Origin of the sequence: Pseudomonas sp. GR 6-02 (assembly GCF_001655615.1) — a bacterium.
Classification (GTDB): domain Bacteria; phylum Pseudomonadota; class Gammaproteobacteria; order Pseudomonadales; family Pseudomonadaceae; genus Aquipseudomonas.
Genome location: NZ_CP011567.1, coordinates 5221562 through 5240597 on the forward strand (window position 1 = coordinate 5221562; position 19036 = coordinate 5240597).

18 protein-coding genes are annotated in these 19036 nt (G+C 59.7%); 16 read left to right on the top strand and 2 right to left on the bottom strand.

The window, feature by feature from the left end:
• Positions 1 to 37: 37 nt before the first annotated feature.
• From dapC to PGR6_RS23040, 6 genes are all read left to right on the top strand, one after another.
• Complete coding sequence (gene dapC / locus PGR6_RS23015; protein ID WP_064620059.1) at positions 38 to 1237, top strand: succinyldiaminopimelate transaminase; 1200 nt, start codon at positions 38 to 40, stop codon at positions 1235 to 1237.
• A 273-nt stretch (positions 1238 to 1510) separates the two neighbouring features.
• Positions 1511 to 2233 (top strand): M12 family metallopeptidase, encoded by a 723-nt coding sequence (locus PGR6_RS23020; RefSeq protein WP_177343103.1) that lies wholly within the window; start codon positions 1511 to 1513, stop codon positions 2231 to 2233.
• Positions 2234 to 2633: 400 nt separating this feature from the next.
• Entirely contained in the window at positions 2634 to 2996 is a 363-nt protein-coding gene (locus tag PGR6_RS23025; RefSeq protein WP_064620065.1) for an ArsC family reductase, read from the top strand.
• A gap of 33 nt (positions 2997 to 3029) precedes the next feature.
• Positions 3030 to 4064, top strand: a complete 1035-nt coding sequence (gene dapD / locus PGR6_RS23030; RefSeq protein WP_064620069.1) for a 2,3,4,5-tetrahydropyridine-2,6-dicarboxylate N-succinyltransferase — start codon at positions 3030 to 3032, stop codon at positions 4062 to 4064.
• A 94-nt stretch (positions 4065 to 4158) separates the two neighbouring features.
• Positions 4159 to 5364, top strand: coding sequence for an aminotransferase class V-fold PLP-dependent enzyme (locus tag PGR6_RS23035; RefSeq protein WP_064621347.1), 1206 nt, complete (start codon positions 4159 to 4161; stop codon positions 5362 to 5364).
• The gene (locus tag PGR6_RS23040) at positions 5361 to 5765 is read left to right on the top strand and encodes a SufE family protein (protein WP_064620073.1); all 405 of its coding nucleotides are present in this window, start codon (positions 5361 to 5363) and stop codon (positions 5763 to 5765) included. The genes PGR6_RS23035 and PGR6_RS23040 overlap by 4 nt, the downstream gene beginning before the upstream one ends.
• A 41-nt stretch (positions 5766 to 5806) precedes the next feature.
• Here PGR6_RS23040 and tcdA read toward each other — a convergent pair whose 3' ends face one another.
• Positions 5807 to 6619 carry a tRNA cyclic N6-threonylcarbamoyladenosine(37) synthase TcdA gene (gene tcdA / locus PGR6_RS23045; RefSeq protein WP_370741112.1) on the bottom strand — a complete coding sequence of 271 codons (813 nt, stop codon included), beginning with the start codon at positions 6617 to 6619 and terminating at the stop codon, positions 5807 to 5809.
• A gap of 287 nt (positions 6620 to 6906) precedes the next feature.
• Between tcdA and PGR6_RS23050 the strand changes: the two genes are divergently transcribed.
• The 4 genes from PGR6_RS23050 to PGR6_RS23065 all read left to right on the top strand — a co-directional run bounded on the left by PGR6_RS23050 (position 6907) and on the right by PGR6_RS23065 (position 12071).
• Positions 6907 to 9495 carry a glycosyltransferase gene (locus tag PGR6_RS23050; RefSeq protein ID WP_064621348.1) on the top strand — a complete coding sequence of 863 codons (2589 nt, stop codon included), beginning with the start codon at positions 6907 to 6909 and terminating at the stop codon, positions 9493 to 9495.
• A 142-nt stretch (positions 9496 to 9637) separates the two neighbouring features.
• Complete coding sequence (dapE, locus tag PGR6_RS23055) at positions 9638 to 10789, top strand: succinyl-diaminopimelate desuccinylase (RefSeq protein ID WP_028939204.1); 1152 nt, start codon at positions 9638 to 9640, stop codon at positions 10787 to 10789.
• Complete coding sequence (locus PGR6_RS23060) at positions 10789 to 11598, top strand: putative RNA methyltransferase (RefSeq protein WP_018927030.1); 810 nt, start codon at positions 10789 to 10791, stop codon at positions 11596 to 11598. Before dapE ends, PGR6_RS23060 begins: the two co-directional genes overlap by 1 nt.
• 95 nt (positions 11599 to 11693) lie before the next feature.
• A complete protein-coding gene (locus PGR6_RS23065) occupies positions 11694 to 12071 on the top strand; it encodes a hypothetical protein (RefSeq protein ID WP_018927031.1) in 378 nt (125 codons plus the stop codon).
• 92 nt (positions 12072 to 12163) lie between these two features.
• Here the strand turns inward: PGR6_RS23065 and PGR6_RS23070 are convergent, their stop codons facing one another.
• Positions 12164 to 12373, bottom strand: a complete 210-nt coding sequence (locus PGR6_RS23070; RefSeq protein ID WP_007940478.1) for a cold shock domain-containing protein — start codon at positions 12371 to 12373, stop codon at positions 12164 to 12166.
• 237 nt (positions 12374 to 12610) lie between these two features.
• On the opposite strand from PGR6_RS23070, the gene plsB reads away from it, so the two are divergent.
• From plsB to cmoB, 6 genes are all read left to right on the top strand, one after another.
• A complete protein-coding gene (gene plsB / locus PGR6_RS23075) occupies positions 12611 to 15115 on the top strand; it encodes a glycerol-3-phosphate 1-O-acyltransferase PlsB (protein WP_064621350.1) in 2505 nt (834 codons plus the stop codon).
• A 45-nt stretch (positions 15116 to 15160) separates the two neighbouring features.
• Positions 15161 to 15850: a DUF4197 domain-containing protein gene (locus tag PGR6_RS23080; RefSeq protein WP_007940472.1), complete on the top strand. Its 690-nt coding sequence runs from the start codon at positions 15161 to 15163 to the stop codon at positions 15848 to 15850.
• Between the two features lie 199 nt (positions 15851 to 16049).
• Entirely contained in the window at positions 16050 to 16442 is a 393-nt protein-coding gene (locus tag PGR6_RS23085) for a protease inhibitor I42 family protein (protein ID WP_018927036.1), read from the top strand.
• 2 nt (positions 16443 to 16444) lie between these two features.
• Positions 16445 to 17080, top strand: a complete 636-nt coding sequence (locus tag PGR6_RS23090; RefSeq protein ID WP_064620081.1) for a lysoplasmalogenase — start codon at positions 16445 to 16447, stop codon at positions 17078 to 17080.
• Positions 17081 to 17296: 216 nt separating this feature from the next.
• Complete coding sequence (gene cmoA / locus PGR6_RS23095) at positions 17297 to 18076, top strand: carboxy-S-adenosyl-L-methionine synthase CmoA (protein WP_018927038.1); 780 nt, start codon at positions 17297 to 17299, stop codon at positions 18074 to 18076.
• Positions 18073 to 19029, top strand: a complete 957-nt coding sequence (gene cmoB, locus PGR6_RS23100; protein ID WP_007940467.1) for a tRNA 5-methoxyuridine(34)/uridine 5-oxyacetic acid(34) synthase CmoB — start codon at positions 18073 to 18075, stop codon at positions 19027 to 19029. Before cmoA ends, cmoB begins: the two co-directional genes overlap by 4 nt.
• Positions 19030 to 19036 lie beyond the last annotated feature (7 nt).

Genomic DNA, 19036 nt, shown 5'->3' on the forward strand with positions numbered 1-19036 from the left:
GCCACACAGGCCCGCTCCCATATTGAACGAGGCCCCCATGAACAACGCTCTGAACCAGTTGCAGCCCTACCCGTTCGAAAAGCTCCGCGCCCTGCTCGGCAGCGTCACGCCAAACCCGGACAAACGCGCCATCGCGTTGTCCATCGGCGAACCGAAGCATCGCTCGCCAAGCTTTGTCGCCGAAGCCTTGGCAAGCAATCTGGATCAGATGGCCGTATACCCGACCACCCTCGGCATCCCGGCCCTGCGTGAAGCGATCGCCGCATGGTGCGAACGCCGTTTCAGCGTTCCAAATGGCTGGCTCGACCCCGCGCGCAACGTGCTGCCGGTCAACGGCACCCGCGAAGCGTTGTTCGCATTCACCCAGACCGTGGTCAACCGTGGTGAAGACGCGCTGGTGGTCAGCCCGAACCCGTTCTATCAGATCTACGAAGGCGCGGCGTTCCTGGCCGGAGCCAAGCCGCATTACCTGCCATGCCTTGACGAAAACGGCTTCAACCCGGATTTCGACGCTGTTTCGCCAGACATCTGGAAGCGTTGCCAGATCCTGTTCCTGTGCTCGCCGGGCAACCCGACCGGCGCGTTGATCCCGGTTGAAACCCTGAAAAAACTGATCGCCCTGGCCGACGAATACGATTTCGTGATCGCCGCTGACGAGTGCTACAGCGAACTGTACTTCGATGAGCAGACCCCGCCACCCGGCCTGCTCAGCGCCTGCGTTGAACTAGGCCGCAAAGATTTCAAGCGTTGCGTGGTGTTTCATAGCCTGTCCAAGCGTTCCAACCTGCCAGGCCTGCGTTCGGGCTTTGTGGCCGGCGACGCAGACATCCTCAAGGGTTTCCTGCTGTATCGCACTTACCACGGCTGTGCGATGCCGGTTCAAACGCAACTGGCCAGCGTTGCCGCGTGGAACGACGAAGTGCATGTGCGGGCCAACCGTGCGCTGTACCGTGAGAAATACGATGCGGTATTGGAAATCCTCAGCCCGGTGATGGATGTGCAGCGCCCGGATGGCGGTTTCTATCTGTGGCCAAACGTAAATGGCGACGACGCGGCGTTCTGCCGGGATCTGTTTGCCGAGGAACACGTGACGGTCGTACCAGGGTCTTACCTGTCTCGCGAAGTGAACGGCTCAAACCCCGGAGCAGGCCGAGTACGTATGGCGCTGGTTGCACCGTTGGCAGAATGCATTGAAGCCGCAGAGCGAATTCGCGCGTTTATTACACGCAATAAATAACTCATAAAAGCTCCGCACTATGCAATGTAGTGCGGAGCATCATCAGCCAAGCCATTTATTTAATAACACCTCCACACCCAGCACACACAACAACACCCTCCCCCCACAAAAACAAACTTACATATCCCTTTCGCTCGCCAATTGACGACACCAAGCAACACACACTATAAAACCCGCCTGAACATTAGACCAAAACAAAATCACATAGATAAACAAACCAATGCTTCTCCAATAACGGAGACCTCAAACAACACACTCACAAGGATGACGAGTATGAACTTATGCAAGTGCATTGAGCCCGATAATATTCAGGCTTCTTATGATGCGGCAATCAATGAAGACCTAGCGAACGCGCCCCAGACAATACCAGGAGGCCGACAAAAACGCGCTGTAGGCGACCACACCAAATTCTGGAAAAAAGGTCGGACACTAAAAGTGGCTTTTCTGAGCACAAACCGTTGGTTCATCGAGGCCACACAAGGAGCAATCCACCAATGGATACCTGCCGTCTTTGACGTTCGCATCCTTTTCGTCGAAGGTTCAGAGGGTGATATCCGGATATCTGACGACTTCCATTCAGGGAATTGGTCCGTTGTTGGCACTGACGCACTGCTTGTACCGAAAGATGAACCGACCATGAATTTGCAATGGCAAGGACTAAATCAAGTTTTCTTCGGTAACGTGCTGCATGAGTTTGGTCACGCTCTTGGGCTTAAACACGAACATCAACATCCAGACGCCAATATTAATTGGAACGAAACTGCCGTTTACGAATTCATGAGCCGAACACAAAAATGGTCAAGAGAGGAGATCTATTCCAACCTGTTAAAAAAATTGGAAAAACCAAAAACCCGAACATCGCCTTATGACCGCACCTCAATCATGCACTACCCTATCCAGGCTGAACTTACTCTCGACGGTGTAGCGATAGCGCGTAACAATCGCTTATCTGCAAACGACGTAAAGCTGATGACAGAAATTTACAGCGGGAGATAAACCCAAACACTGTCAGGGGTGGATAAGCTGCCTCTGACAGTCAATATAAAGCTACACATTGTAGAGCCTTATACTTCATCCACACCGTCAATAAAAAACCCAGCCAATGCTGCTTCAACCGTCAGGTCTCGACGCAAGCGCTCGCTCGTCAGCTACTCAAAGCTGCGGGCAAACGGCCGTACACTCAAAATCGCGCATAAAGCGCGGTTCACGAGCAATCGACAGCATTGAAGTGCCATATTAGCGGCTTAGACTGCAGGCCGATCGTTGCACCTATGTCGCATAGAACAGTCGATTGCCAAGACAAAAAGACAAACCCGACCACAGCCGACGCGAAACCGTCCGGTCATGGCATAATCCGTCACCTTTTATTTTCAGCACCTGCAAAGGGGGCAATTCCTTGACCGTTTCAAGCAAAACGTTGCACCTTTTCGGCATCAAAGCCTGCGACACCATGAAAAAGGCGCGCACCTGGCTCGATGAACACGCTGTCGGCTATGACTTCCATGATTACAAAGCGGTCGGAATCGACCGTGAACACCTGACCCAATGGTGCGAGGAGCACGGCTGGCAAGTGGTGTTGAACCGTGCAGGCACGACCTTTCGCAAGCTCGACGACGAACGCAAAGCCGATCTCGACCAGCCGAAAGCCATCGAACTGATGCTCGCACAACCCTCGATGATCAAGCGCCCGGTGCTCGATCTCGGTGACAGAACCCTGATTGGCTTCAAGCCAGATATCTACGCGGCCGCACTCAAGTAAGGCAGCCCGTTCCATTTTGTTAGAGGTATCAACATGTCCACTACCCTGTTCAGCCTGGCCTTTGGTGTCGGCACTCAAAACCGTCAAGGCGCATGGCTGGAAGTGTTTTACGCGCAGCCACTGCTCAATCCGTCGGCCGAACTGGTCGCTGCCATTGCACCGGTTCTGGGCTACACCGAAGGCAATCAGGCCATCGCCTTCAGCACTGCTCAGGCATCGCAACTGGCTGAAGCGCTGAAAAGCGTCGACGCTGCACAAGCTGCGCTGCTGACCCGTCTGGCCGAGAGCCACAAGCCGCTGGTCGCCACGCTGCTGGCCGAAGACGCACAGCTGAGCTCCACGCCTGAGGCTTACCTCAAGCTGCACCTGCTGTCCCACCGCCTGGTCAAGCCGCACGGCCTGAACCTGGCCGGGATCTTCCCGCTGCTGCCGAACGTGGCCTGGACCAGCCAGGGTGCGATCGACCTGTCCGAACTGGCCGAGCATCAACTGGAAGCCCGCTTGCGCGGCGAGCTGCTGGAAGTGTTCTCGGTGGACAAGTTCCCGAAAATGACCGACTACGTGGTACCGGCCGGCGTGCGTATCGCTGACGCGGCACGTATTCGTCTGGGCGCCTACGTGGGCGAAGGCACCACCGTGATGCACGAAGGTTTCGTTAACTTCAACGCTGGCACCGAAGGCCCGGGCATGATCGAAGGCCGCGTGTCGGCTGGCGTGTTCGTCGGCAAGGGTTCGGACCTGGGCGGCGGCTGCTCGACCATGGGCACCCTGTCGGGTGGCGGCAACATCGTGATCAAGGTGGGCGAAGGCTGCCTGATCGGCGCCAATGCCGGTATCGGCATCCCGTTGGGCGATCGCAACACCGTTGAGTCGGGCCTGTACGTGACAGCCGGTACCAAGGTTGCGCTGCTCGACGAAAAGAATCAGCTGGTCAAAGTGGTCAAGGCCCGTGAATTGGCCGGTCAACCTGACCTGTTGTTCCGTCGCAATTCGGAAACCGGTGCCGTGGAGTGCAAAACCCACAAGTCGGCCATCGAACTGAACGAAGCGCTGCACGCTCACAACTAAGCAGAGCGTCAAACGATCACCTTGTAGGAGCGCCGCATCGCTCGCTCCTGCAAGGTCAGGCGTACACCCGCCCATGTCACCAGGGCCGAACAACATGATGATTCCTTCTCCCTGGCGCGCCGATTTTCCGGCCATCGCCGCACTGCAACGGCAAGACCAGACCTATCTGGACAACGCCGCCACCACGCAAAAACCTCAAGCCCTGCTGGATGCCCTGGCGCATTACTACGCCAACGGCGCGGCCAACGTGCATCGGGCGCAACACTTGCCTGGCGCCCATGCCACCCAGGCGTTCGAGGACAGCCGCCGCAAAGTTGCACAATGGCTCAATGCCGGCGATTGCGGACAGATTATCTTTACCCACGGTGCGACTTCCGCGCTGAACCTCCTGGCCTATGGCCTGGAACACCTTTTCAATCCAGGCGATGAAATTGTCATCAGCGCTCTGGAGCATCACGCCAACCTGTTGCCGTGGCAGCAACTGGCCCACCGTCGCGACCTGAAGCTGGTGATCCTGCCGCTGAATGTCGATGGTTTGATCGACCTGGATGTCGCCGCGCAGTTGATCGGTCCGCGAACCCGTTTGCTGGCGGTCAGCCAGCTGTCCAACGTGCTGGGCGCCTGGCAACCGTTGCCCGCGCTGTTGGCGATGGCCAAGGCACACAACGCGCTGACCGTGGTCGATGGCGCTCAAGGCGTGGTTCATGGTCGGCACGATGTGCAGGCACTGGGCTGCGACTTCTACGTGTTTTCCAGCCACAAACTCTATGGCCCCGATGGCCTGGGCGTGCTGTTCGGACGCAACGAAGCGCTGCAACAGCTGCGCCCCTGGCAGTTCGGCGGCGAAATGGTGCTGGACGCCAACTACCACGATGCTCGCTTTCGGTCCGCACCGCTGGGGTTCGAGGCCGGTACGCCGCCGATCGCCAGTGTGATCGGTCTGGGCGCAACGCTGGACTACTTGACCGGGCTGGATCAAGACGCCGTGTCCGCCCACGAAGCGGCGCTGCATGACTATCTGCTCAAAGGCCTGGAAGCGCGCAACGGCATTCGCCTGCTGGGCAAACCGCAGCTGGCGCTGGCCAGTTTTGTCGTCGAGGGTGTGCATAACTCTGATTTGGCGCATTTGCTGACCGAACAGGGCATCGCCGTGCGCGCCGGTCATCATTGCGCCATGCCGTTGCTCAAAAGCTTTGAACTGGCCGGGGCGATTCGGGTGTCGTTGGCGCTGTACAACAATTCCGAAGACCTTGAGCGCTTTTTCGAAGCACTGGATCAGGCCCTGGAGTTGTTGCGATGACCTTGCCCGTCGATGCCATTACAGCGCTGGACACGTTTCAGCAGGCGGCGAGCTGGGAACAGCGGGCGCGGCTGTTGATGCAGTGGGGCGACCGTCTGCCTGCGTTGAGCGATGTGGATAAAGTCGACGCCAACCGCGTGCATGGCTGTGAAAGCCAGGTCTGGCTGGTCGGCACGTTGCAGGACGGGCACTGGCAATTCAGCGCCAGCAGCGATGCGCGATTGATTCGCGGGTTGGTGGCGTTGCTGCTGGCGCGGGTCAACGGGTTGTCCGCAGTTGAGTTGCAACAGGTGGATTTGGCGGATTGGTTCAGTCAGCTGGGGCTGGGTCGCCAGTTGTCCCAGTCCCGTAGCAATGGCTTGAATGCGGTGTTGCAGCGGATGCGTGAGCTAGCGCACTGATCGTTCCCACGCTCTGCGTGGGAACGATCGAACCACAACCATTAAACCTGAGGTTTGATCCGATCCGCCGGACGCCGCACGCCCGCCACAATCTTATCCACAGCCTTGGTCGCCGCGACCATGCCAAACGTCGCCGTCACCATCATCACCGCGCCAAAGCCCCCGGCGCAGTCGAGCTTCACGCCGTCCCCGACAAAACTCTTCTGCAGGCAAATGCTGCCATCGGGTTTCGGGTAGCGCAGTTGCTCGGTGGAAAACACGCACGGCACGCTGTAGTGACGGGTCACGGTACGGGAGAAGCCATAGTCGCGGCGCAATGTAGAGCGCACTTTCGACGCCAGCGGATCGTTGAACGTGCGATTCAGATCGCAGACCTGGATCAGCGTCGGGTCGATCTGCCCTCCCGCGCCGCCGGTGGTGATGATCTGGATCTTGCGCCGCTTGCACCAGGCAATCAGCGCCGCCTTGGCGTTGACACTGTCGATGCAGTCGATCACGCAGTCGATGTTCGGCGTGATGTATTCGGCCATGGTTTCGCGGGTGACGAAGTCCGCCACCGCATGCACCGTGCAGTCCGGGTTGATCCCGCGCAGGCGCTCGGCCATCACCTCGACCTTGGGCTTGCCGACGGTGCTGTCCAGCGCATGCAGCTGACGGTTGACGTTGCTGACGCAGACGTCGTCCAGGTCGAACAGCGATATCTCGCCCACGCCACACCGGGCAACCGCTTCCGCCGCCCAGGAACCGACACCACCGACGCCGACGATCGCCACATGGGCCGCGCGCAAGCGCTCCATGCCTTCAATGCCATACAAGCGGGCGATACCAGCAAACCGCGGATCTTCTGTACTCATGACCATTACCCCAAAAACCGGCGCGCATTATAGGGCTGTCGGCGGCCAAGAGCATCTTTGCACTATGAACGGCGGTGTCGACTGCTTTAATTGACAAAAAATTGATCGGAATTGGACTACAACGCTCTGGTCAAAGAACTTAAGTCGACCTGGACTGCCCAATGTCGTGCGTTTCCCTGTTCGCTGTACGGTCAGAGAACCTCCAGTGTAGGATGCGCGCCCCTGCCACCTGGCAGCCGGCCGCCAACCGTTCCTTCGTTCCACAGCCTTTGGAACCCGAAAAAGCTATGTCATCGCGTAAATTTGGACTCAACCTGGTAGTGGTTCTAGCAATCGCCGCCTTGTTCACCGGTTTCTGGGCGTTGGTCAATCGCCCGGTCTCCGCCCCCAACTGGCCTGAACAGATCTCCGGCTTCTCGTACTCGCCGTTTCAACAAGGCCAGTACCCGCAGAAAGACCAGTATCCGACCGACGATGAAATGCGTCGCGACCTGGAGATCATGAGCAAGCTGACGGACAACATCCGGACCTACTCGGTCGACGGCACGCTGGAGGACATTCCCAAACTGGCGGAAGAGTTCGGCCTGCGGGTAACCCTGGGGATCTGGATCAGCCCGGACCAGGAGCGCAACGAGCGCGAGATTCAGCGCGCCATCCAACTGGCCAACACCTCCCGCAGCGTGGTTCGCGTCGTGGTCGGTAACGAGGCGATCTTCCGCAAGGAAATCACTGCTGCCGAGCTGAGCGTGATCCTGGATCGCGTGCGCGCAGCCGTTAAGGTTCCAGTCACCACCTCCGAACAGTGGCACGTCTGGGAAGAACACCCGGAACTGGCCAAGCACGTCGACCTGATCGCAGCTCACGTTCTGCCCTACTGGGAGTTCATCCCTGTGGACAAGGCCGGCCAGTTCGTTCTCGACCGCGCCCGTGACCTGAAAAAGATGTTCCCGAAAAAACCGTTGCTGCTCTCCGAAGTCGGCTGGCCGAGCAACGGCCGTATGCGCGGTGGCGCCGATGCGTCGCCGGCGGACCAGGCCATTTACTTGCGCACACTGGTCAACAAGCTTAACCGCCAGGGTTTCAACTACTTCGTGATCGAAGCATTTGACCAACCGTGGAAGGCCACTGACGAAGGCTCGGTAGGCGCGTACTGGGGCGTGTTCAACGCCGCGCGCCAGCAGAAATTCAACTTCGAAGGCCCGGTGGTCGCGATCCCGCAATGGCGTGTGCTGGCGATCGGCTCTGCCGTGTTGGCCCTGCTGTCCCTGACCTTGCTGATGATCGACGGCTCGGCCCTGCGCCAACGTGGTCGTACCTTCCTGACCTTTATCGCGTTCCTCTGCGGTTCGGTGCTGGTATGGATCGGTTACGACTACAGCCAGCAATACAGCACCTGGTTCAGCCTGACGGTAGGCTTCCTCCTCGCCCTCGGTGCACTCGGGGTGTTTATCGTTCTGCTGACGGAAGCCCATGAACTGGCCGAAGCGGTCTGGACCCACAAACGCCGGCGTGAATTCCTGCCCGTGGTGGGCGAATCAGACTACCGACCGAAGGTGTCGATTCACGTGCCGTGCTACAACGAGCCGCCGGAGATGGTCAAACAGACCCTCAACGCGCTGGCCAACCTCGACTATCCGGACTTCGAAGTCCTGATCATCGACAACAACACCAAGGACCCGGCGGTCTGGGAACCGGTGCGTGATTATTGCGAAACTCTTGGCCCACGCTTCAAGTTCTTCCACGTCGCACCGTTGGCCGGCTTCAAGGGTGGCGCACTGAATTACCTGATTCCCCATACCGCCAAAGATGCCGAAGTGATTGCGGTGATCGACTCGGACTACTGCGTCGACCCGAACTGGCTCAAGCACATGGTGCCGCACTTCGCCGACCCGAAAATCGCCGTGGTGCAATCGCCACAGGATTACCGCGACCAGAACGAAAGCACCTTCAAGAAGCTCTGCTACGCGGAATACAAAGGCTTCTTCCACATCGGCATGGTCACCCGCAACGACCGTGACGCGATCATCCAGCACGGCACCATGACCATGACCCGGCGCTCGGTGCTCGAGGAACTGGGCTGGGCCGACTGGTGTATCTGTGAAGACGCCGAACTGGGCCTGCGTGTGTTCGAAAAAGGTCTGTCGGCGGCGTACTACCACACCAGCTACGGCAAAGGCCTGATGCCCGATACCTTTATCGACTTCAAGAAACAGCGTTTCCGCTGGGCCTATGGCGCGATTCAGATCATCAAGCGTCACACCGCCAGCCTGCTGCGCGGCAAGGACACCGAGCTGACCCGTGGCCAGCGTTACCACTTCCTCGCGGGCTGGCTGCCGTGGGTGGCGGACGGCATGAACATCTTCTTCACCGTCGGCGCGCTGTTGTGGTCGGCGGCGATGATCATCGTGCCGCAACGGGTCGATCCACCGCTGCTGATTTTCGCGATCCCGCCATTGGCGCTGTTCGTGTTCAAGGTGGGCAAGATCATCTTCCTGTACCGCCGCGCGGTCGGGGTCAACCTGAAAGACGCCTTCTGCGCCGCGTTGGCCGGGCTGGCGTTATCGCACACCATCGCCAAAGCGGTGCTGTACGGTTTCTTCACCAGCAGCATTCCGTTCTTCCGCACACCGAAGAATGCCGATAACCACGGCTTCTGGGTGGCGATTTCGGAGGCTCGCGAAGAGCTGTTCATCATGCTGCTGCTGTGGGGCGCGGCACTGGGGATCTTCCTGGTGCAGGGTATACCCAGCAACGACATGCGCTTCTGGGTGACCATGTTGCTGGTGCAGTCGCTGCCGTACCTGGCGGCGCTGATCATGGCGTTCCTGTCGTCGCTGCCCAAACCTTCGGTAGAAGCTGCGCCGGTACCGGCGTAATCCGTTATTAGATAACGTCAAACGGCGGCCTTCGGGCCGCCGTTTTGCTTTAGAATGATCGCCTTTTTCAATGCCAACAAACTCGGTAGGAGCTGCTTCGGCAGCTCCTGCATGTTTACCGTGCGCACCTCGGAGTTCTTACATGACGGCCCACGCCGACCTTTCGCCGACACTTCAACTCGCCATCGACCTGATCCGCCGTCCATCCGTGACGCCGGTCGACGCCGATTGCCAGAAGCAGATGATGCAGCGCCTGGGCGATGCCGGTTTTATGCTGGAGCCGATGCGCATCGAAGATGTGGATAACTTCTGGGCGACCCACGGCAAACATGACGGTCCGGTGCTGTGCTTCGCCGGTCACACCGACGTGGTGCCGACCGGTCCGGTGGCGGCCTGGCAGATCGATCCGTTCAACGCGGTGATCGACGAACACGGCATGCTCTGCGGCCGTGGCGCGGCAGACATGAAAGGCAGCCTTGCGTCCATGACCGTGGCAGCCGAGCGTTTCGTTGCCGACTATCCGGATCACAAGGGCAAGGTCGCGTTCCTGATCACCAGTGACGAAGAAGGCCCGGCCCATCACGGCACCAAGGCTGTGGTCGAGCGCCTTGCCGCCCGCAAGGAACGTCTGGACTGGTGCATCGTCGGCGAGCCGTCGAGCACGACCCTGGTGGGTGACGTGGTCAAGAACGGCCGTCGCGGCTCCCTCGGCGCCAAATTGACCGTGCGCGGTGTGCAGGGCCACGTGGCGTATCCGCACCTGGCGAAGAACCCGATCCACCTCGCCGCCCCGGCGCTCGCCGAACTTGCCGCCGAGCACTGGGACCACGGCAACGATTTCTTCCCGCCGACCAGTTTCCAGATCTCCAACGTCAATTCCGGCACCGGTGCGACCAACGTGATTCCGGGTGATCTGGTGGCGGTATTCAACTTCCGCTTCTCCACCGAGTCCACCGTCGAAGGCCTGCAAAAGCGCGTCGCCGACATTCTCGACAAGCATGGCCTGGACTGGCACATCGACTGGGCGCTGTCCGGCCTGCCGTTCCTCACTGAGCCGGGCGCGCTGCTCGACGCGGTGTCGGCGAGCATCAAGGACATCACTGGTCGTGACACCAAAGCCTCCACCAGCGGCGGCACTTCAGATGGGCGCTTCATCGCGACCATGGGCACCCAAGTGGTTGAACTGGGCCCGGTCAACGCGACGATCCACCAGGTCAACGAGCGTGTACTGGCGGCCGACCTCGACGTGCTGACCGAAATCTACTACCAGACCCTGATCAAGTTGCTCGCCTGATGCTCGCCTGTCCGATCTGCAGCGAACCGCTGAACGCGGTGGACAACGGCGTGGCCTGCCCCGCCGGGCACCGTTTCGACCGCGCACGACAGGGTTACCTGAACCTGCTGCCGGTGCAGCACAAGAACAGCCGTGACCCTGGGGATAACCAGGCGATGGTCGAAGCCCGTCGCGACTTTCTGAACGCCGGCCATTACGCGCCGGTGGCCAAGCGTCTGGCGGAACTGGCGGCCGGTTATGCGCCGCAGCGCTGGCTGGACATCGGTTGTGGCGAGGGGTATTACACCGCGCAAATCGCCGAAGCCTTGCCCAACGCCGATGGCTATGCCCTGGACATTTCACGGGAAGCGGTCAAACGCGCCTGCAAACGCAACCCTGCGCTGACCTGGTTGATCGCCAGCATGGCGCGGGTGCCATTGGCCTCGGGCAGCTGCCAGTTTCTGGCCAGCGTGTTCAGCCCGCTGGACTGGGAAGAAGCCAAACGTCTGCTCAGCCCCGGTGGCGGCTTGATGAAAGTCGGGCCGACCAGCGGCCATCTGATGGAATTGCGTGAGCGGCTGTACGACGAGGTGCGCGAGTACACCGACGACAAGCACCTGGCGCTGGTGCCGGAAGGCATGGCGTTGCAACACAGCGAAACCCTGGAATTCAAACTGACGCTGGTCAATGGTCAGGATCGCGCGAACCTCTTGGCGATGACACCCCACGGCTGGCGCGCCAGTGCCGAACGCCGGACAGCAGTCATTGAACAAGTGGAACCGTTCGAGGTCACCGTTTCGATGCGCTACGATTATTTCGTTCTGCAGTAGCAGTTAGAGAACAACTTTAATTTTTGGTCTTGAGTAAAGGCTCAAGGCCGGCTAAATCCGCGAATGGATTTTTCAGACCCGCAGTGAGGACATCCATGCGCCAACCGGACATCGAGATTTACCTGAAAGACGCCGACGTCGATCACAAAGCCATCGCGGCCTGGCTCGGCGCGGCTCTAGGCCCGTGCACCGACTGGGTTCAGAAAGGCCAGACCTACAAGTGCAAGGCTGGTAGCGTGCCAGTGACCTGGCTGCCCAAAGCCGTAGGCAAATGGAACAGCCTGTACCTGGAAAGCGACCAGACCCCATGGGAAGACGACATCGCTTGCGCCCGCGCTGCATTTGCCGCATTGAACGTCGAAGTGCGTTGTGCGCCGGGTAGCTGGGTCGAGGAAGAAGGTGAGGAAACGGCAGATCGCTGGATTCGCATCAGCGTCGATGGTGAAGAAGAGATCACCTGGAAAACCGCGTAAAACGAAAAAGATCGCAGCCTTCGGCAGCCCCTACAGAGTTTTGTGTCCCTCTGCAGGAGCTGCCGAAGGCTGCGATCTTTTGATCTTAAGCTTTACAGACCTACAACATCCTCAGCCTGCAATCCCTTCTGCCCTTCCACCACCGCATATTCAACCTGCTGACCTTCAGTCAGCGAGCGATGCCCTTCGCCACGGATCGCGCGGTAGTGCACGAACACGTCCACCCCGTCCTGGCGCTGAATGAAGCCATAACCCTTGGCGTCGTTGAACCACTTCACGTTGCCGGTTTCGCGTGTTGCCATCTGTTCATACTCCCTTTTTATTATTGAATGGGCTTTTCGCAGGAAAGCCTTGAGGAACGTCAGCCTGCATCCGACGTCCATTGAAGGGCCTCGGCGACAGACCGCCGAGTATATGACAGGTGCGAAAACTCTCAACAGGAGTTTACTTCGCTGCTTTTTTGCCGATTTTCGATGAATCCGGCACACTATCGCCCGCCCGAGCAACTGCTCGGTTTTATTCACTCACGCAGAAGCCGTATGACCCGTTCCCCGTTCCGCCGTCTTGTGTTTGGCACCCTGCGCCGACTGCTGTACCTCTGGGTTCGCTCAGAGACGATCAACCAGTCGTCGTTCACCCTTAACCTCGACCGCAGCCGGCCGGTGTTCTACGTCCTGCAAAATCCTTCGCTGACCGACCTTGCCGTGGTCGATACCGAATGCAGCAAGGCCGGCCTGCCCCGTCCGGTATTGCCGGTAGCGGTGGGTGCGCTGGTGGAGCCCGCCGCGTTCTTTTACCTGACACCGGATCCCGACTGGCTCGGCCGTCAGGACAAACGCGGTGCGCCGCCAACCCTGACCCGTCTGGTCAGCGCCCTGAGCCAGAACGCCGCCGAAGACGCGCAGATCATTCCGGTCAGCGTGTTCTGGGGCCAGTCGCCAGACAGCGAGTCGAGCCCATGGAAGCTGCTGTTCGCCGACAGCTGGGCGGTCACCGGGCGGTTGCGCCGGTTGCTGAGCATCATCGTGCTGGGGCGCAAGACCCGGGTGCAGTTCTCGGCGCCGATCCATCTGCGCGAACTGATCGAACACAACAAGGGCCACGAGCGCACGGTGCGCATGGCCCAGCGGATTCTGCGGGTGCACTTCCGCAATCTGAAAGCCGCGGTGATCGGCCCGGACATTTCCCACCGGCGTAACCTGGTAAAAGGCCTGCTCAACCAGCCGCTGGTCAAGCAAGCGATCCTCGACGAAGCCGAGCGCGAAAACATCTCCCCGGAAAAAGCCAAGGCCCAGGCCTTGCGCTACGGTAACGAAATCGCCTCCGACTACACCTACACCGCGATCCGCTTCATGGAAGTGGTGCTGAGCTGGTTCTGGAACAAGATCTACGACGGGATCAAGGTCAACAACATCGAAGGCGTGCAAAAGGTCGCCCCGGGTTACGAAGTGATCTACGTCCCCTGCCACCGCAGCCACATCGACTACCTGCTGCTGTCCTATCTGCTGTTCCGCAACGGCCTGACCCCGCCGCACATCGCCGCAGGGATCAACCTCAACATGCCGGGGATCGGCGGTCTGTTGCGTCGCGGCGGTGCGTTCTTCATGCGCCGCACCTTCAAGGGCAATCCGCTCTATACCTCGGTGTTCAACGAATACCTGCACACTCTGTTCACCAAAGGTTTCCCGGTCGAGTACTTCGTCGAAGGCGGCCGTTCGCGTACCGGGCGCATGCTGCAACCGAAAACCGGGATGCTCGCGATCACGCTGCGCAGCTTCCTGCGTTCGTCGCGCATGCCGATCGTGTTCGTGCCGGTGTACATCGGTTACGAGCGCGTGCTGGAAGGCCGCACCTACCTCGGCGAATTGCGTGGCGCGAGCAAGAAGAAAGAGTCGATCTTCGACATCTTCAAAGTCATCGGCGCGCTCAAACAGCGTTTCGGTCAGGTCGCGGTGAACTTCGGTGAGCCGATCAAACTGGCGGAGTTCCTCGACAGCGAACAGCCAGACTGGCGCCAACAGGCACACGGCCCGCAATTCAAACCGGCCTGGCTCAACGAGACCACCAACCGCCTTGGCGAGAAAGTCGCGCAGCATCTGAACGAAGCGGCGGCGATCAACCCGGTGAATCTGGTAGCCCTGGCGCTGCTGTCCACCAGCCGCCTGGCCCTGGACGATCGCGCCATGGCGCGGGTGCTCGATTTGTATCTGGCGCTGTTGCGCAAGGTTCCCTACTCGCCGCACACCACCCTGCCGGACGGTGACGGCCGCGCGCTGATCGAACATGTGAAGGACATGAACCTGCTGTCTGAGCAGAACGATGCGCTGGGCAAGATTCTGTACCTGGACGAACAAAACGCCGTCCTGATGACCTACTACCGCAACAACGTGTTGCACATATTCGCGTTGCCGTCGCTGCTGGCGAGTTTCTTCCAGAGCGCGTCGCGCATGAGCCGCGAGCAGATCCTGCGCTACACCCGTGCGCTGTACCCGTACTTGCAATCGGAGCTGTTCATTCGTTGGACACTGGACGAACTCGATGGCGTGATCGATCAGTGGCTCGAAGCCTTCGTCGAGCAAGGCCTGCTGCGTTTCGAGAAGGACGTGTACCTGCGCCCGGCACCAAGTTCGCGGCATTTCGTATTGCTGACGCTGCTGTCGAAAAGCATTGCCCAGACCTTGCAGCGCTTCTACATGACCGTTTCCCTGCTGCTCAACAGCGGCCAGAACAGCATCAGCGCCGAAGAACTGGAAGACCTGTGCACCGTCATGGCCCAGCGCCTGTCGATCCTCCACGGCCTGAACGCCCCGGAGTTCTTCGACAAGAGCCTGTTCCGTCATTTCATCCAGACAATGCTGGACCTCGACGTGCTGCGCCGCGACGAAGCCGGCAAGCTGAGCTACCACGAACTGCTGGGTGAACTGGCCGAAGGCGCCGCCAAGCGGGTGCTGCCAGCGGAGATTCGCTTGTCGATCCGTCAGGTGGCACTGCATCGCAGTGAAGATGCGGCGGACCAAGTCGCGACGGCGGCGCAAACCGACTAAATTTCAACATCGTTCCCAACCTTATTTACGAACAAGGAAGCCACCATGCTCCGCCCTACCCTTCGCTTCGCCGGCCTGTGCGCAGGCTTGATGATCTGCGCCAACGCCCTGGCACTGTCACTCAGTGACCTGTCGCAACAAGACGCCACCGGCGGGCTCAAGGACGCCCTGACCCAAGGCGCGCAGCTGGCCGTCAAACAACTGGGCACACCCGGCGGCTTCAGCAACAACCCGGACGTGAAAATCGAACTGCCGGGAAAACTGGGCAAGGTCGCCAAGAAAATGAAACAGTTCGGCATGGGCGATCAGGTCGATCAACTGGAAACCAGCATGAACAAGGCAGCTGAAGCGGCGGTAACGCAGGCTCAGCCGATTCTGGTGGATGCGGTGAAGAAGATGACCGTGGAAGATGCCAAGGGGATTCTCAGCGGCGGCCAGGATTCGGCCACTCAGTACCTGAGCAAAACCAGCCGCGAACAGATCCGTACCAAGTTCTTGCCGATCGTCAAGCAAGCCACCGACCAGGTGGGTTTGGCTCAGCAATACAACGCATTCGCCGGGCAAGCCGCGACGCTGGGTGTGCTGGATGCGAAAAATGCCAACATCGAAAGCTACGTCACCGAGCAGGCGTTGAACGGGTTGTTCGAGATGATTGGCAAACAGGAAGAAACCATTCGCAAGAACCCTGCGGCAGCGGCGACCAGTTTGGCGAAGAAAGTTTTCGGCACACTCTAAACCCACTGGCAGCGGGCCTGTGGCGAGGGGGCTTGTCGGAATGCCGCACCGCCACAGGCCCGCTCCCACATGGACTGCACTTGACTGACGGGCATTACCCACCTCCCGCGCCCGATCATCCCTAATGGGCGGCCGTCACAATTTGTCTCATCTTCAGTTATGCTCGCCGTTCGTCGTGAACGCCGGAGCCGCTGATCTTATGTCCCCCACTCGCCTGTTTGTCCCCCTCGCCCTTGCTCTGCTGAGTGCTTGCGCCTCGCAACCGAAACAGAACCTGACCGTGGAAAAACAAAGCGAATGCCCGGCGAAACTGCACAACGGGCAAACCCTGATCCTGACGCTGCCAAGCAACCCGACCACGGGTTACCGCTGGGCGATCCAGGATTCAGCCGGTGGTGTGTTGCGCGCGCTCAGCCCCGAGGTTTACAGCAACCCGGAAGACGCCGGGATCGTCGGCAGTGCCGGCGTCTCGACCTGGCGTTTCCAGGCCTTCGCCACCGGCACTGGCCGCCTGCGGCTGACTTACTCACAACCGTGGGCACCGGAAGTACCGGCGGTGCAAACCTTCGACTGCGCCATCGCGGTTAACTGATCGTGGGCTGGCTGATTCTGGCGCTGATGGGCGCGGTGACCTTTGTGTATGGCCTGAGCGTGCATGCCGCGCTGCTCTGCCTGCTGGTCAAACCGATGCCTGTGCTGGCCCTGCTCGGCTGGTTGCACGATGCACCGCCCAGCGAGTATCGACGCTGGATCAGCCTGGGTTTGATTTTCTCCTTGGTCGGCGATGTGTTGCTGGCATGGCCGCAAGACTTGTTCGTGTTTGGACTTGGAGCATTTTTGCTCGCGCATCTGGCGTATCTGAAGGCTTATTTGAGTGATTGCCGGCGTCTGGCTGTGTTGCCGCTGATCCTCGCCTTCGGCGTGGGTGCCGTGCTGCTGGGGATTCTGATTTCCAATGGCTTGGGGCCGCTGCTGGTCCCGGTGATCGTCTACGGCCTGGCCATCAGCGCCATGCTCTGGCGCGCCCTGGCCCGACTCGGCACCGATGTGCCCAAACGCTCGACGCTGCTGGCTGCGGCGGGCGCGGTGGCGTTTGTGTGTTCTGACAGCGTGATTGGCATTAACCGGTTTGTGATGCCATTTCATGCCGCGCCTTACGTGATCATCCTGAGTTACTGGCTGGGGCAATGGGGGATTGCGGCGGCGGCGTTCACCCAGAAACCGCGCTGAATCCTGTGGCGAGGGAGCTTGCTCCCGCTGGGCTGCGAAGCAGCCCCAACCCAGGCGACACCAACTTCCCAGACAAAACCCACTTACCGGATGACGACTGCTGCGCAGCCGAGCGGGAGCAAGCTCCCTCGCCACAACAGCATGTCTCTGCGTTAACCGAGGTTAGTCCGGCGGTTTATCAGCAAACCCGCGCATCCCCGCGCCAAGTTGGCTAAAATGCCGGCCTTTTCCACCTACACCGCTGGAACCGCCGTGAGCAAAGAATCCGATCGCCTTTTCGCCCAGCCTTTGGCCCAGGTGCCTGACTTCGCCTTTAACGAGGACGTGGTGCGGGTGTTCCCGGACATGATCAAGCGCTCGGTGCCGGGTTATCCGACCATCGTTGAAAACCTCGGCGTGCTCGCCGCGCAATTCGCTCAGCCAAACAGCGTGCTCTACGATTTGGGCTCGTCGCTGGGTGCCGTGACCCAGGCCTTGCGCCGCCACGTGCGCACCGACGGCTGCCGCGTCATCGCTGTGGATAACTCCGCTGCCATGGTCGAGCGTTGCCGCGAATACCTCAACGGCCAGGACTCGATGTTCCAGGAGTTGCTGCCGGTGGAAGTGATCGAAGGCGACATCCTTGCCCTGGAATTTCAGCCGGCCTCGGTGGTGGCGCTGAACTTCACCCTGCAATTCATCGCCCCGGACCAGCGCACCGCGCTGCTCGCGCGCATCCGCCAATCGCTGTTGCCCGGTGGCGCGCTGATTCTCTCGGAGAAGCTGCGCTTCAATGACCCCGAAGAACACGCGCTGCTCACTGACCTGCACGTGGCCTTCAAACGCGCCAACGGCTACAGCGAACTGGAAATCGCCCAGAAGCGCAGCGCCATCGAAAATGTCATGAAGCCCGACAGCCTCGAAGAACATCGCGAACGCCTGTTGGCCGCCGGTTTCTCGAAAGTCGTGCCGTGGTTCCAGTGTCTTAACTTTGCCTCGTTGATTGCCTTGCCATGATTGATTTGTCCCCCCTCGCCCGCCGTCTGGCCGGTACTCCGCTGGCCGAATGGGCCAACACCCTGCAAGTGCAACTCGACAAGAAAATGGAAAAAGGTCACGGCGACCTGGAGCGCTGGCAGAGCGCACTGGATGCATTGCCGAAGATCCAGCCGAGCGAAGTCGACTTGTTGAACGGCCTTAAGCTGGACACCGATTGCGACGATGAAACCCGCGCGCAAATGCGCACCGCGCTGATGGGTTTGTCTCCTTGGCGCAAAGGGCCGTTTGACCTGTTCGGCGTGCATGTCGACACCGAATGGCGCTCGGACTGGAAATGGTCCCGAGTGGCTCCGCATCTGGACCTGAAGGGCAAACGCATCCTCGATGTCGGCTGCGGCAACGGCTATTACATGTGGCGTATGCTCGGCGCCGGTGCCGACAGCGTAATTGGTGTCGATCCGAACTGGCTGTTCTTCTGCCAGTTCCAGGCCGTACAGCGTTACCTGTCCGAGCCCAATGCCTGGCACCTGCCCTTCCCTTTCGAAGACCTGCCGCCGAATCTGGAAGGGTTCGACACCGTGTTTTCCATGGGCGTGTTTTACCACCGTCGTTCGCCGATCGAGCATTTGCTGGCGCTGAAGGATTGCCTGGTCAAGGGCGGTGAACTGGTGCTGGAGACGCTGGTGATCGAAGGCGATCAACAACAGGTATTGGTGCCGGAAGACCGTTACGCACAGATGCGCAATGTCTGGTTCCTGCCGTCGGTGCCGGCGCTGGAGCTGTGGCTGCGTCGCGCCGGGTTCAGCGATGTGCGTTGCGTGGATGTGAGCATGACCACGGTCGAGGAACAACGCGGGACGGAATGGATGAAGTATCAGTCGTTGAGCGATTTCCTTGATCCGGATGATCACAGCAAAACGATCGAAGGGCTGCCGGCGCCGATGCGTGCGGTGATTGTTGCCCGCAAGTAAAAGCTTC

Coding starts and splice junctions, on each gene's coding strand:
- dapC (WP_064620059.1), top strand. CDS start 38: ATGAACAACGCTCTGAACCAGTTGCAGCCCTACCCGTTCGAAAAGCTC.
- PGR6_RS23020 (WP_177343103.1), top strand. CDS start 1,511: ATGAACTTATGCAAGTGCATTGAGCCCGATAATATTCAGGCTTCTTAT.
- dapD (WP_064620069.1), top strand. CDS start 3,030: ATGTCCACTACCCTGTTCAGCCTGGCCTTTGGTGTCGGCACTCAAAAC.
- PGR6_RS23035 (WP_064621347.1), top strand. CDS start 4,159: ATGATGATTCCTTCTCCCTGGCGCGCCGATTTTCCGGCCATCGCCGCA.
- PGR6_RS23040 (WP_064620073.1), top strand. CDS start 5,361: ATGACCTTGCCCGTCGATGCCATTACAGCGCTGGACACGTTTCAGCAG.
- tcdA (WP_370741112.1), bottom strand. CDS start 6,619: ATGAGTACAGAAGATCCGCGGTTTGCTGGTATCGCCCGCTTGTATGGC.
- PGR6_RS23050 (WP_064621348.1), top strand. CDS start 6,907: ATGTCATCGCGTAAATTTGGACTCAACCTGGTAGTGGTTCTAGCAATC.
- dapE (WP_028939204.1), top strand. CDS start 9,638: ATGACGGCCCACGCCGACCTTTCGCCGACACTTCAACTCGCCATCGAC.
- PGR6_RS23060 (WP_018927030.1), top strand. CDS start 10,789: ATGCTCGCCTGTCCGATCTGCAGCGAACCGCTGAACGCGGTGGACAAC.
- PGR6_RS23065 (WP_018927031.1), top strand. CDS start 11,694: ATGCGCCAACCGGACATCGAGATTTACCTGAAAGACGCCGACGTCGAT.
- PGR6_RS23070 (WP_007940478.1), bottom strand. CDS start 12,373: ATGGCAACACGCGAAACCGGCAACGTGAAGTGGTTCAACGACGCCAAG.
- plsB (WP_064621350.1), top strand. CDS start 12,611: ATGACCCGTTCCCCGTTCCGCCGTCTTGTGTTTGGCACCCTGCGCCGA.
- PGR6_RS23080 (WP_007940472.1), top strand. CDS start 15,161: ATGCTCCGCCCTACCCTTCGCTTCGCCGGCCTGTGCGCAGGCTTGATG.
- PGR6_RS23085 (WP_018927036.1), top strand. CDS start 16,050: ATGTCCCCCACTCGCCTGTTTGTCCCCCTCGCCCTTGCTCTGCTGAGT.
- cmoA (WP_018927038.1), top strand. CDS start 17,297: ATGCCGGCCTTTTCCACCTACACCGCTGGAACCGCCGTGAGCAAAGAA.
- cmoB (WP_007940467.1), top strand. CDS start 18,073: ATGATTGATTTGTCCCCCCTCGCCCGCCGTCTGGCCGGTACTCCGCTG.